The sequence below is a fragment of the Brachybacterium phenoliresistens genome (assembly GCF_039530785.1).
In the GTDB taxonomy this organism is placed as follows: Bacteria; Actinomycetota; Actinomycetes; order Actinomycetales; family Dermabacteraceae; genus Brachybacterium; species Brachybacterium phenoliresistens.
The window spans coordinates 77,627-90,073 of record NZ_BAAAOW010000008.1 but is presented as its reverse complement, the minus strand read 5'-3'; the positions used below and the strand labels follow the sequence as shown (position 1 = coordinate 90,073).

General features: G+C 73.5%; 10 protein-coding genes. 2 read left to right on the top strand and 8 right to left on the bottom strand.

Annotated features, from left to right (window positions below; translation table 11 throughout):
- Positions 1 to 74: 74 nt before the first annotated feature.
- The 5 genes from ABD234_RS15400 to ABD234_RS15380 form a co-directional block, all read right to left on the bottom strand.
- A complete protein-coding gene (locus ABD234_RS15400) occupies positions 75 to 2,045 on the bottom strand; it encodes a BCCT family transporter (RefSeq protein WP_344358066.1) in 1,971 nt (656 codons plus the stop codon).
- A 227-nt stretch (positions 2,046 to 2,272) separates the two neighbouring features.
- Positions 2,273 to 2,929: a molybdenum cofactor guanylyltransferase gene (gene mobA / locus ABD234_RS15395; protein WP_344358063.1), complete on the bottom strand. Its 657-nt coding sequence runs from the start codon at positions 2,927 to 2,929 to the stop codon at positions 2,273 to 2,275.
- Positions 2,930 to 2,938: 9 nt separating this feature from the next.
- Positions 2,939 to 4,378: an MFS transporter gene (locus tag ABD234_RS15390; protein ID WP_344358061.1), complete on the bottom strand. Its 1,440-nt coding sequence runs from the start codon at positions 4,376 to 4,378 to the stop codon at positions 2,939 to 2,941.
- Between the two features lie 25 nt (positions 4,379 to 4,403).
- On the bottom strand, positions 4,404 to 5,825 hold the full coding sequence (locus ABD234_RS15385) for an aldehyde dehydrogenase family protein (protein WP_344358058.1): 1,422 nt from the start codon (positions 5,823 to 5,825) through the stop codon (positions 4,404 to 4,406).
- Positions 5,826 to 5,955: 130 nt separating this feature from the next.
- Positions 5,956 to 7,569, bottom strand: a complete 1,614-nt coding sequence (locus ABD234_RS15380; protein ID WP_344358055.1) for a choice-of-anchor G family protein — start codon at positions 7,567 to 7,569, stop codon at positions 5,956 to 5,958.
- Positions 7,570 to 8,027: 458 nt separating this feature from the next.
- Between ABD234_RS15380 and ABD234_RS15375 the strand changes: the two genes are divergently transcribed.
- Positions 8,028 to 8,594 carry an arsenate reductase/protein-tyrosine-phosphatase family protein gene (locus ABD234_RS15375; protein ID WP_344358052.1) on the top strand — a complete coding sequence of 189 codons (567 nt, stop codon included), beginning with the start codon at positions 8,028 to 8,030 and terminating at the stop codon, positions 8,592 to 8,594.
- The gene (locus ABD234_RS15370; protein WP_344358048.1) at positions 8,591 to 9,658 is read left to right on the top strand and encodes a MauE/DoxX family redox-associated membrane protein; all 1,068 of its coding nucleotides are present in this window, start codon (positions 8,591 to 8,593) and stop codon (positions 9,656 to 9,658) included. The genes ABD234_RS15375 and ABD234_RS15370 overlap by 4 nt, the downstream gene beginning before the upstream one ends.
- 57 nt (positions 9,659 to 9,715) lie before the next feature.
- Here the strand turns inward: ABD234_RS15370 and ABD234_RS15365 are convergent, their stop codons facing one another.
- Genes ABD234_RS15365 through manA form a run of 3 tightly spaced genes read right to left on the bottom strand, consistent with a single transcriptional unit; the run spans position 9,716 to position 12,404 of the window.
- Positions 9,716 to 10,906, bottom strand: a complete 1,191-nt coding sequence (locus tag ABD234_RS15365; protein ID WP_344358045.1) for a hypothetical protein — start codon at positions 10,904 to 10,906, stop codon at positions 9,716 to 9,718.
- On the bottom strand, positions 10,903 to 11,205 hold the full coding sequence (locus ABD234_RS15360; RefSeq protein ID WP_156954075.1) for a PqqD family peptide modification chaperone: 303 nt from the start codon (positions 11,203 to 11,205) through the stop codon (positions 10,903 to 10,905). The genes ABD234_RS15365 and ABD234_RS15360 overlap by 4 nt, the downstream gene beginning before the upstream one ends.
- Positions 11,202 to 12,404 (bottom strand): mannose-6-phosphate isomerase, class I, encoded by a 1,203-nt coding sequence (gene manA, locus ABD234_RS15355; protein ID WP_344358041.1) that lies wholly within the window; start codon positions 12,402 to 12,404, stop codon positions 11,202 to 11,204. The genes ABD234_RS15360 and manA overlap by 4 nt, the downstream gene beginning before the upstream one ends.
- Between the last annotated feature and the right edge of the window lie 43 nt (positions 12,405 to 12,447).

The following is a 12,447-nucleotide window of genomic DNA, read 5'->3' as shown; positions in this document are numbered from 1 at the left end:
GGGCCCGACCGGGTGCCGCCGACCTGACGGCTGGCCGGTCGGCGGCGGGACGGGTAGGTCCGTCGGGCGCGGCCTCAGACCTCGGGGCCGGCGCCGTCCCGGTGATGGCGCTCGCGGCGCTCCTCCCCCACGGTGAGGGAGGCGTCGCCGGAGGCGGTGTGGTGGGGGTCGCCGGGCCCCTTGGGCTGGATGTGCCCGGGGTCGAGGGTGCGCGTGACGTCCTCGGGGGTGAGGGCCGGGATCTGCCCGGTGGCGGTCTCGTACCAGTCGGACAGCGCCGGGTCCTCGCTGTCGATGCCGGCGCCGGCGCCCTCCTCGGCCGCGACCTCGGTGGCCTCGAAGACGAAGTCGTCGCCGTGCTCGGCGATGCCGCGCCGCACGCCCTGGGCGATGGCGGCCCGGGCGTAGCGCTGGCGCAGCATGTACGGGTCCGAGTTCAGCTCCTTGGCCCAGGAGACCATGATGCCGATGACCACCAGCGCGAACGGCAGGGCGGAGACGACCATGATCGACTGCAGCCCGGACAGGGCGGTCTCCCCGCCGGCCAGCAGCAGGGCGAGGGCGGCGGCGCCCAGCAGCACGCCCCACGTGATGGTGACCCAGGTGGAGGGCTCCGGGCGGCCGCGCTGGCTCATCGAGCCCATGACGATCGCGGCGGAATCGGCCGAGGTCACGAAGAACAGGATGATCGAGACCATCGCGAGGACGGAGAAGATGATCCCGAAGGGCAGGTTCGAGAACACCGCGAAGAGGATCGCCTCGGACCCGCCGGCGTCGCTGATCCCGCGCCCCTGGGACTCGAACAGCATGGTGGTGCCGCCCATGACGCCGAACCACACGACGCACACGGCCGAGGGCACCATGATCACGACGGTGACGAACTCGCGCAGGGTGCGGCCGCGGGAGATCTTCGCGATGAACATGCCCACGAACGGCGTCCAGGAGATCCACCACGCCCAGTAGTAGTTGGTCCACGAGGCGAGGAAGGAGGCGGCCTCGTCTCCCTGGGACGGGTTGCGCATGAGCATCAGCCACAGGTCGCCGAGGAAGGCGGAGATGCTGGCCGGGATCATGTTCAGCAGGAACAGGGTGGGGCCGGCGACGAAGACGAACACGCCGATCACGGCCGCGATGACCATGTTGATGTTGGACAGCGCCCGGATCCCGCGCTTGATGCCGGAGACGGCCGAGGCGACGAAGGCGATGGTCAGGACCGTGATGATGACGATCAGCGCGCCGTTGCCCAGCGGGCCGATGCCGGAGACGTGCTCGACGCCGCTGGCGATCTGCAGGGCGCCCATGCCCAGGGTGACGCCGGTGCCGAACAGGGTCACGATGATGGCGAAGACGTCGATCACCGCGCCCAGCCAGCCCTCGGTCCGCTCGCCGAAGATCGGCCGGAAGATCGCCGAGATCAGCGGGGCGCGGCCGCGGCGGTAGGCGGCGTAGGCGATGGCGCCGCCGACCAGGGCGTAGAACGCCCAGGCCATCGGCCCCCAGTGGAGGACGGACTGGGCCAGGGAGACGAGCATCGCGTCCCGCGTGCCGGCCTCGGCGTCGGCCCCCGGCGGGACGTCGTTGAAGTAGGTCAGCGGCTCGGCGGGGCCCCAGAACAGCAGGCCGATGCCCATGCCGGCGGAGAACAGCATGGCGATCCAGGAGACGGTGGAGAACTCCGGGGACTCGTCGTCCGCGCCCAGGCGGATCCCGCCGGTGCGCCCGTAGCCGGCCACCAGCATGAACACGATGGCGAGCACGGCCAGCAGCGAGAACAGCCAGCCGAAGTGCTCGGTGACCCAGGCGAGCGAGGCGGTGCCCGCGTCGCTGATGCTCTGCGGGGCCAGGAAGCCCCACAGCACGACGCCGAGGACCATGCCGCCGGCGATGCCGAAGACGGCCCAGTTGGTCCCGAAGACGCGCGGCGTGTCCTCCACCCCGATGCCGGGGATCAGGGCAGGGTGGGTGACCTCCTGGAGGATCTTCTTGGGGCCGGGGCCGTGCGGGTGCTCGCCCGGGGGCTGGGGCGGTTCGTCGAGGCGCGTCACAATGACCTTTCCTGGCGCCGCGCACCGTCGCCGGAGGCTCGAGCGGCAGCACGCTCGTGTCGATTCGGCGTCCCAACCTAGTCGCGCGCGGGCGCGCGGGAGGGCGTCCGGCCCCGCCCGGACCCCTCGGGATCGGTGTCCGTCCAGGCCACGGGCATGCTGGGAGGCCGCTGACCGTCCGGTCACCTCGCGGGGGTGCTCGGCGCCGGAGCGTGCGGGAGGAGCGGCTAGGGCGCTCCGTGCTCCCAGCGGGCGTGCTGCTCCCAGGTGTCGACGTCCTCGGTCGCGCGCGCCGGGACGGGGACCTCCGCGAGGTCGAGGCCGGCCAGGACGGAGCGGACGGACCGGTCCCGGTCCCCGCCGCGGCGCAGCTCCTCCTCGAGCGCCGTGCGGGAGACGAGGATCGCGAGCATCTCCCGCCGCCCGTCGGGGCGGGCGGCGATCACGCCCTCGGGCGCCCCGCCCGGCCGCTCGCGGAGCTGCGGGGCGCCGCGGGCTGCGAGCAGGGGCCCGGCGAGCTCGGCGGCACCGGGCAGGTCGCAGGCGAGGACGAGCACGTCGGGGACCTCGCCGGTCGAGGCCCGGCCGCGCAGGGCGGCCAGACCTGCGGCGATCCCCGCGACGGGCCCGCCGTGGGGCGGGTCCTCCAGGGTGCGCAGCACCCCGTCCGGGACGGCGACCGCCTCCGGAGCGACCACCACGCGCGGCGCGCACCGGGCCCCGGCCTCGAGGACGATGTCCAGCAGGCGACGGCCGTGCACGCGCACATCGGGCTTGGAGACCCCGCCCAGGCGCACCGCCCCTCCCCCGGCGAGGACGATCAGGGCGGTTGGCTCGGCAGGGCCCCTCGGACCTGCCGGCCGGTTCGGCGCATTCCCGGGCATCGGCCGCTCCTACCGCGCCCCGGGAGCGGAGCGCTCGCGCGCACGATCCCGGACGCTGACCAGCATCGCGGCGAGGGTGAGCGCCATGATGATCACCAGGGCGATGATGAACGCCTCCTGCCAAGCGGTGCCGGACTCGGTGAGCGAGAAGATGACGCCGGGGATCAGCGCGGTGCCCACCGCCGCGCCCAGGCGCTGCCCCAGCTGCAGCACGCCGCCGGCGACGCCGCCGAAGCGCGGATCCACCGAGTTCAGGGTGAGGGTCTGGTTCGGGGAGATGGTCATGCCCTGGCTGACGCCCATCAGCGTGAGCGGCACGGCGAGCACCCAGAACGGGACCGCCCCCGACTCGACGAAGCCCACCAGCAGCGCCACCCCCAGCAGCCCGGTGAAGGAGACCATGAAGCCATAGATGACCAGCCGCCGCCCCAGCGTGAGCACGTAGCGGCCGGCGATCTGGGAGGAGAAGGCGGCGGCGATCGAGGAGGGCAGGCCCAGCAGCGAGGCCTCGAAGGCGGTGTGGTGCAAGTGCATCTGCAGGAACAGCGGGACGATGATCCACACGCTGGTCGCGCCGAGGAAGTACACCGAGACGATGATGATGCCGTTGCGGAAGGCGGCGCCGGCGAAGATCTCCGGGTCGACCATCGGCGGGCGGCCGGCGCGCTTGTAGCGGTGCTCCCAGGACCACCACAGCGCCAGGACCAGCAGACCGGCGGGGATGCACAGCCAGATCAGCGGGTTCACGCCGCGCTCGAGGAAGGGCAGCATCACCCCGAGGATCGCGAGGGTCAGCAGCACCGTGCCGACGGGGTCGAGGTCGACGCGCCGCCCGCGGACCCTGTCGTCCGGGATCCAGAGCAGGGCGCCGACCACGGCGATCACGCCGATGGGCACGTTCATGAAGAACATCCAGCGCCAGCCGACGTCCTCCCCGAGGACCTGGATCAGCAGGCCGCCGATCACGGGGCCGATGGCGGTGGCGACGGCGACGGTGGTCCCCAGCAGTGCGAAGGCCTCGGCGCGCGCCTGCCCGCGGAAGTGCTGCTGGATGAGGGCGACGGTCTGCGGGTTCAGCAGCCCGGAGCCGATGCCCTGCAGGACGCGGGCGGCGTTGAGGACCTCGACGCTCGGGGCGAGGCCGCTCAGCAGCGACCCGAGGGTGAAGATCGAGACGCCGACGATGAGGATGCGCCGGCGGCCGGTCGCATCGCCGAGGCGGCCGGCGGGCACCAGCAGCACGCCGAAGGAGAGGGCGTACCCGGAGATCACCCACTGCAGGCCCTCGGACGTCGCGTCGAGGGAATGGCCGATGGCCGTGAGGGCGACGTTGATGACGGACACCGCGATGAGGGCCATGAACAGCGGCACCAGCAGCACCAGCAGCAGGCGACGACGGTGGACGGTCCTCTCGGGGAAGTCGGCGGTGGCCGCGGGATCATCAGTCATTTGCCCAAGAGTAGGCCGGGAGCGGTCACCGCTGCAGGATCCGTTGGACCATCCGGGCCCGCAGGCCCGAGTAGGGCGGCTGGACCAGGCGCAGGGTGTCCGGGCTCAGCGGCTTCTTCACCACGGGCTTGGCGTGCGTGAACGTCTCCAGCGAGGCGCGGCCGTGGTAGGCGCCACTGCCGGAGGCGCCGACCCCGCCGAAGGGCATCTCCCGCGCGCCGAGGTGGGCGAGGGTGACGTCCAGCGCGAGCGACCCGGAGCGGGTCTCTTGCACGAAGCGCTCCTGGACCTGCGGATCGGGCGAGAAGACGTAGGCGGTCAGCGGCGCCTCCCCCGCCCCGATCCGGGCGATCGCCTCATCGGCCGAGGAGACCTCCAGCAGCGGGAGGAGCGGCCCGAAGATCTCCTCGCCCATGCACGGGTCGGTGGGGCGGACGCCGTCCAGGACGGTCGGGGCGACGTAGCGGGACGGGACGTCGACCTGTCCGCCGATGACGACCTGGGCCGGGTCGATGAGCGCGGCCAGGCGCTCGGTCTGTCGCTGGTTCACGATGCGCCCGTAGGCGCGGCTGTGGCGGGGGTCGGCGCCGTGCTGGGCGCGGATCGCGTCGCGCAGGTGCGGCAGGAGGGCGTCGAGGGTGGCGCGGGTGGCCATCAGGTGGTCGGGGGCGACGCAGGTCTGGCCGGCGTTGGTGAGCTTGCCCCAGACGATCCGCCGGGCGGCGGCGGCGAGGTCGACGCCCTCGTCCACGAAGACGGGGCTCTTGCCGCCCAGCTCGAGGACGGTCGGGGTGAGGTGCTCGGCCGCGGCGCGCGCGACGATGCGGGCGACGGGCCCGCCGCCGGTGTAGAAGATGAGATCGAAGCGCTGCTCGAGCAGGGCGGTGGTCTCGGGGATGCCGCCCTCGACCACGCGCACCCAGCCGGGATCGAGATGCTCCCGCACGAGGGCGGCGAGGGCCGCGCTGGTCGCGGGGGCCGTCTCGCTGGGCGTGAGGATGGCGGTGTTCCCCCCGGCGATGGCGCCTACCAGCGGCATCAGCGAGAGGTTCACGGGGTAGTTCCACGGCGCGATGATCAGCACGGTGCCCAGCGGCTCGCGGTGCAGGCTGCCGCGGGCGGGGGCGAGCATCGCCCCCAGCGGGATCGGCTCGGGGCGCAGCCAGCGGTGCAGGCTGCGGCGCACGTGGGCGATCTCCGCCAGCACGGTGCCGATCTCGGTGACGTCCGATTCCACGGGATGCTTGCCGAGGTCCTCGCGCAGCGCCTCCCGCAGCGCGTCGCCGTGCGCCCGGATCCCGGCCGCGAGGGCGTCGAGGGCTGCGCGGCGGGCGGCGACGTCCCGTGTGATCCCCCGGGCGTAGGAGGCGCGCAGCGCGGCGACCTCCCCAGCGATGCGCTCGCGCAACTGCGCGGTGGGCTCGTTCTGCGAGGGGGTTTCGCTCATGCGGTCACGCTACGCGGACTCCGCGGCCGATGCAGGCCCGGAAGCCCCGGCCCAGCGCCGCAGGAGCGCGGGCGCGGAACGCCCCGGCGCTGCGCGCAGCAGCACCGGGGCGTTCCGAGTCGGTCGCGGGTCAGCGGGGGCTGTTCTCCCCGACGGAGCCGCGCGCGAGGGAGAGGTTCAGCAGGTTCGCGATGCCGAGGATCTCCAGGTGCAGGGCGGCGACGTCGTACCGGCCGGCCGGCGTGATGGCCTGGTAGTACGACGGGATCGTGCCGCTCGCGTCGTTCTGGGCGTTGACCGTGATCGAGAGGACGCCCGAGAGCACGTCGAACAGCGCCGCCAGCAGCTCGTTGACTCCGCCGAGGGCGGTGTCCAGCAGGGCGCTGTCGTTCAGCAGGGTGTCGAGAGTGTCCTGGACCAGGTCGCCGATGCTGGCGAGCAGCGGGTTCAGCAGTGCGCCGAGGTTGATCGACGCTCCGAGCAGCCGGAAGGTCGCCGTCGCGCCGCCCTCGAGGAACTGGCGGAGGGTGCCTTCGATGAGCAGACCGGTCGCGCCGAGACCGGTCACGCTGCCCGCCCGGACGGACACGAAGACGAGGTCCTTCAGCCGCTCGATGAGGCCGTCGACCCAGCTGTCGGTGAGCGCCACGACGGCGCCGCCGGGCAGCCCTGCGTCGACGAAGAGGCGCGTGTTCGGGGAGAGCTCGTTGAGGAACTCGGAGATGTCACCCGTGTACGCACCGCCCAGCAGGGAGGCGACGTCGAGCGTGATGGTCCCGTCCTCGAAGTCGATCCGCAGCGCGGAGTTGACGTCATCGGGGATGGGCTCGCCGGTCAGCTGCGCGAGGTCGACGGTGGCGGTGACCTCGAGGGCGCTCTGGCCGAGGGCGGACAGGAGACCGCCGAGCAGCGGGACGCCCTGGAGGATGCTCCACACGGCCGAGGTGGAGATCGTCAGCGTCGGCAGCACCTCGTTGAGGGTGGTGAGGAGCTGGCCGACGAGGTCCGACTCCACGACCAGCCGCAGGTAGGCGATGAGGTAGTCGCGCTCGACCTGGTCCACGTCGGGCTCGACGCACAGGGAGTCCATGTAGGCGCGGCCCGCGAGGGCGCCGATGTTCAGGCGAAGGTCCGAGATGTAGGAGAGCAGCTGGGTGACGCTGTTGTCCCCGGCGACCTGCTGCAGGAGCGAGCGCAGGTCAATGCTGCCCAGCTCGGGCGGGTTCGAGGAGCCGGTGTCCAGAGTCAGCGCACCGCTCGCCTGGTTGACGGCGCCCGAGGCGCCGATCTCGCCGGTGTTAGTGCCCTCCGCGGCCTCGTTCGCGTAGGCGTACTGGTTCAGCACACCGGCGTCCTGAGCGGCCACGATGGTGAGGATGTCTGAGACGGCGCCGGTGAGGCCGCCCAGGCTCAGGTTCAGCGTGTTCAGGACGCTGACGTCCAGACCCGCGGACTCCTCGTCGATGGGGGTGCCGGCGACGGCCTGGGCGTGAGCGCCTTCGACGGCGGCCACGTTGTCGAGGTTCACGCCGCCGATCGCGCCGCTGAGGAAGCGGCCGCGTGCCTGCGCGTCGAACAGCGTGCCCACGGGGGCGCACTGGGTGGGGCTGGCGGCCATCGCGGGCGCGGCGACGGACGCTGCTGCGACCGGCGCGGCCCAGGCGGCGCCCTTGACGATCGCGCGACGCGACGGGTGGAGACGGGGAGTGGTCTCCCGAGTCTCGGGGGAAACTCCGGTGCTCATCTGAACCTCTTTCGAAAACCAAGGGAAATAGGGAAAGCCGTAATACAGGGCAGCGCGAGGCATACTGCTGAAATCACCCCTGTCGCGGACTCCGCGACTCCCTGCCCGTCGGCGGGACCACACAACCCCTGGCGTCCGGCGGGCAGCGAGAGACCCGTGCCGATCCTCGCATGCCCAGCGCGGATGCACATCCTCTCAGGCGCACAAGAATCCATTCGTCACCGGTTCGTGACCTTACTGTCAGGTAGACCGCTGCAACGGCCCGCAGGCACGTTCTAAGCACTTCTCGGCCCGATGCGCCACCCCCCCTTTTTCGGGGGTCCGTACCGGCGGCTCGCTCGTCCCGCGATGCGGACATCGCGCCGATTCCCCGGCCTCCCTCGCTCCCCCGCGCGTGGAGAGCCACATCGCGGCCCCGGGCCCAGCTCGCCACGGTGCCCGCCGAGTAGCCTGGAGGCATGACCGAACCCCCCACGCCGCGCTCTGCGGACGATCCCGTGCGCTCGGTGCTGTTCGTCTGCACGGGCAACGTCTGCCGATCCCCGTTCGCCGAGCTCCTGCTGCGCGATCGCGTGCCGGAGCTCGCGGTGAGCAGCCGCGGCACCTACGCGCTCGTCGGGCAGGGGATGGAGCGGCAGATGGCCGGACAGCTCGCCCTGCTCGGCGTGGGCAGCGACGGCTTCCGCTCCCGGCAGCTGCAGGTCGAGGACCTCTCGGCCGATCTCGTCCTGGTCATGTCCGGGCGCCAGCGCAACCTGGTTCTCGAGGAGTCTCCCGCCGCCGCGCGCCGCACCGGCCTGCTGGGCCACCTGCCCGAGCTCACGGCGCAGGTCGGCGACAGGCCGCTGACCCGCGGAGCCGTCGCCGCCTGGACCCGGGCGTCCGCGCCGGCGGGGCGCGATATCCCCGATCCCTACCGCCGCTCGGAGCAGGCCGCGGCGCAGTCCGCGAGGATGATCCAGGAGCACGTGACGGCGCTGGCCGCTCTGCTGCAGCGGAGCGGGACGGAGGACACCGCCCGATGACCCTGCTGCTCGCCGCGCAGGCGCTGATCTCCCTCACGCTCCTGGTCAGCGGCCTGGCGAAGCTCCCCGACCGGACCGCCACGGCCGATGCGATGCTCTCGCTGCGCCTGCCCGCCCGCTCCCTGCACCCGGTCGCCGCGACCGCCCTGCCCTTCGCGGAGATCGTCCTCGCCGTGGCGGTGTGGATCCCTGTGCCGGCGCTGCAGGGCGTTCTCGCCGCCGCGACGCTGCTGCTGATGCTCGCCTATCTCGTCATCATCGCGCGGGCGCTGACCTTCGGGGAGGCGGTGACGTGCTCGTGCTTCGGCAGGCTCGGCTCCCCCACGGTCTCCCGCACCACGCTGGGCCGCAACATCCTGCTGGTCGTCCTCGCCGCGCTGGCGCTGGGCTCCGCGGCCTCGGGCACGACCGCGCAGGCGCTGCGGGCAGAGGCTCCCTCCACCCTCGCTCTGCTGCTGGCGCTGGCGCTCGCGGTCCTGCTCACCGCCCTGACCCTCGGAGGATCGCGCCGCCCCGCCCCGGAGGGCGGAACCGCGGCCGACCAGGCCGTCGGCGACGATCCGGCGCTGTCCTCGGACCTCCCGGCCGATGCCGCCGCCATGGACGCCGAGCTCGACTACCAGCGTTCCTCCACGCCCTACGGCATGCTCCGCATGGCCGGGCAGGAGCCGATCACGCTGAAGACCCTGACCCGCGAGCGGGCGGCCCTGCTGATCTGGGTGCAGCCCGGCTGCGGCCCCTGCGAGCGCGTGCTCTCCTCCGTCCCGGGATGGCTCGAGGAGATCGGGGACGTGATCACGATCCGCACCCTGTTCCGCGTGCCGCCGGAGGAGCTGCCCGCCTCCGTCCTGGAGCGCGCCGGGGAGACCGCCGCCCAGGACATCGACCGCAATCTCATGGACGTCTTCCGCGCCCGTCACTCCCCCTCGGCCGTGCTGCTGGGGGCCGATGGCATGCTCGCCGGCGGACCGGTGCGCGGCGGCAACGACGTGATCCGCTTCGTGGAGGAGATCATCGAGCAGCTCGCTGAGGCCCGCGAGACGGGCGACCTCCCCGCCGTCTGACCGGCCGCAAGCGCCCGGGGATCGCCCGCGCCTCGGTCGCGTCCTGGACGCTGACGCTCAGCCGCGGCGGATCCAGCCGTCCTCGACGAGGGTGTCGACGGCCGCGGCCAGCATGGCGGCGCTGTCGGGGTGGGGGCCGGCGAACGCGACGACCCGCTGCTCGAGCTCCTCGATGGAGAGGGAGCCGGCGGCGGCGAGCTCCTCCCAGATGACGGCCCCGAGCCCGACCAGGTGGGTCGCGCGGCCCTCGGCGAGCAGCACCAGCCCGTCCTCCACGGCGAGCGCCTGCGCGAGCGGTGCCAGCGCGAGGGCTCCCTCGGCCGGCGCCTCGAGATCGGGCACCGGGATCTCCTCCCATGCCTCCTCGCAGGGCGGCGGAGGGTCGGCCAGGAGGGCGGCGAGCTGCGTGGCCTCCGCGTATCGGGCGCGCAGCGCGCCGCCGGCGCGGCGGAGGATCTCCGCGAGGGAGGCCAGGCCGTGCGGGACCGCCCAGAGGGACGAGGACTGCTCGACCAGCGCCAGCAGGGCCTCGGCCTGGGGCACGCGCTCGAGGCCCGGCGAGGCGTCCTCGGCCCGGTCCAGCAGCACGAGGACGTCGATGCCCGTGGCGCCGGGGGCCGGTTCCAGCCCCAGCGCGTCGAGGGCGTGATCCTGCTTCCGCCCGGAGGCGGCGGAGATCCGGGAGACGGGCTTGGCGTACGCGGTGACGGCGCGGCTCACCGGGTCGATGATCGCGAGCTCGTCGGTGAGATAGGCGCCCTCGCGTCCCAGCGTGAGCGTCGCGGTGGACTTCCCGGCGCCCGATGCCCCGACCATCGCCACGACGCCCCGCTGCGGGTGCGCGACGACGCCGGCGTGCAGCAGGATCCGGGTGCCGAGCAGCCGGCCGATGATCTCGCGCGTCACGTCGCCGGAGAGCGCGTAGGCCGCCCCGGGGCCGGGGGCGAGGATCACCGCGTCCGGGCGGGTGAGCAGCGGGCCGAGCGCCTCGACCCGCCCGTCGGCGATCCAGCGCGCCGCCTCGGCGCGGGCGTCCTCGGGCGGGACGAGGTAGGTGCGGCGGGTCGTCGGGACCTCGGGGCCGATCGGGACGGTCCCCGCCTCGGGGTCCGCGGCCAGGTGCGCCCACAGGCGCGCCGCCTCCTCCGCGAGGGCCTCGTGGCCGGGACCGAAGTCGAGCTGGAGCCCGAGACCGGCGATGCGCAGATGCAGGGTGTGCAGGTCGATCTCGGCGGGTGCCGGGGTCATGGGTTCTCCTGGTCGGGTGGGGCGTCGTCGACGGTCTCGACGAGGCCGAGGTCGGCGAGCTGGTCGAGGAAGCCGCGGATGACGTGCTCGGCGTCCTCGGGCATGCCCTCGACCTCCGCGCGCATCCGGTCGGCGATGCCGGCGGCGTCCAGGGCGTCCTCCTGCTCGGCGAGCACGGCCAGCAGCGGCGCCGCGGCCCCGCCGAGGCGGAGGATCGGGCCGTCGGGCAGGACGCCGGCCCACACCTCGCCGTCCTCGACCTCGTGGACCATCGGCCGCAGGCGGAAGCGTCGGCTCACGGGACGCACGCCTGGGCGAAGCGCCCCCGGCCGCCGGCGCGCAGGGCGCCGTCGGCCGCGGGGACGAACACGGCGCGCCCGGCGGGCAGCACGTGCCGGCCCGCGTCGGTCTCCAGCAGCACCTCGCCCTCCAGGCCCAGCACGATCCGCGGCCCGCTGCCGGGGACGGCGTGGCGGCGCCCGAAGACGCCGGGCGGATCCTCGAGGGTGGTCATCGACAGCTCGAAATCGTCGACCGGGGCGTAGTAGGCCACCGAGGTGGCGTTCTGGCGCTCGGGGGCGACGCGCAGCGGCGGGGCGGCGGCGACGCTCACGCACTGGAGCATCTCGTCGGCATCGACCCGCTTGGGGGTCAGCCCGGCGCGCAGCACGTTGTCGCTGGCCGCCATGATCTCCACCCCCACGCCGTGCAGGTAGGCATGCAGCGCTCCGGCGGGCACGAACATGGCCTCGCCGGGCTGCAGGGTGACCGGGTTCAGCAGCAGCGCCGCGGCGACGCCGGGATCGCCCGGGTGGTGCTCGGCCAGCAGGGACACGATCCGGTCGATGCGCGGGGACGGGGACGCCCCGGCCTCTTGGCGGGCGCGGCACGCGGCGACGACCTCCTCGACGGCGCGGGCCGGAGGACGCATCGACGTGGAGACGAGGGTGCGGAACGCCGCGCGCATGCCGTGGGCGGTCGGGTTGCGCACCAGCAGGGAGTGGAGGCGATCGGTGAGGTCGGTGCCCAGCCCCTCGAGGATCGCGGCGGCGCGGCGCGGGGTGCGGAAGCCGCACAGGGCGGTGAAGCGGGTCAGGGCCACCAGCATCTCGGGCTTGTGGTTGTCGTCGCGGTAGTTGCGGTGCGGGGAGTCCAGGGCCAGCCCGGCGGCGTTCTCCGCGGCGAAGGACTCGGCGGCGTGCTCGCGCGTGGGATGGACCTGCAGGGACAGCGGCCGTTCGGGGGCGATGATCTTCAGCAGGAACGGCAGGCGGTCCTCGAAGGCCCGGGCGACGCCGTCGCCGAGGGTGCGCCGCGGGTCCGCGGCGATCGCCGCGTCCAGGTCCAGCCCTCCGGGCAGCCGCGAGGGCGCCAGGGGGTGCGCGCCGTACCAGACCTCCGCCCACGGCGTGCCGTCCGCGTCGCGGCCCAGGAACTGGGGGATGGCGGTCGCCGATCCCCAGGCGTAGTGCTGGATCCGTCCGTCGAGCTCGTGCATCCCTCGTCCCTCCTTCCTGGCCGTGCATCCTGTGGACCTGCTC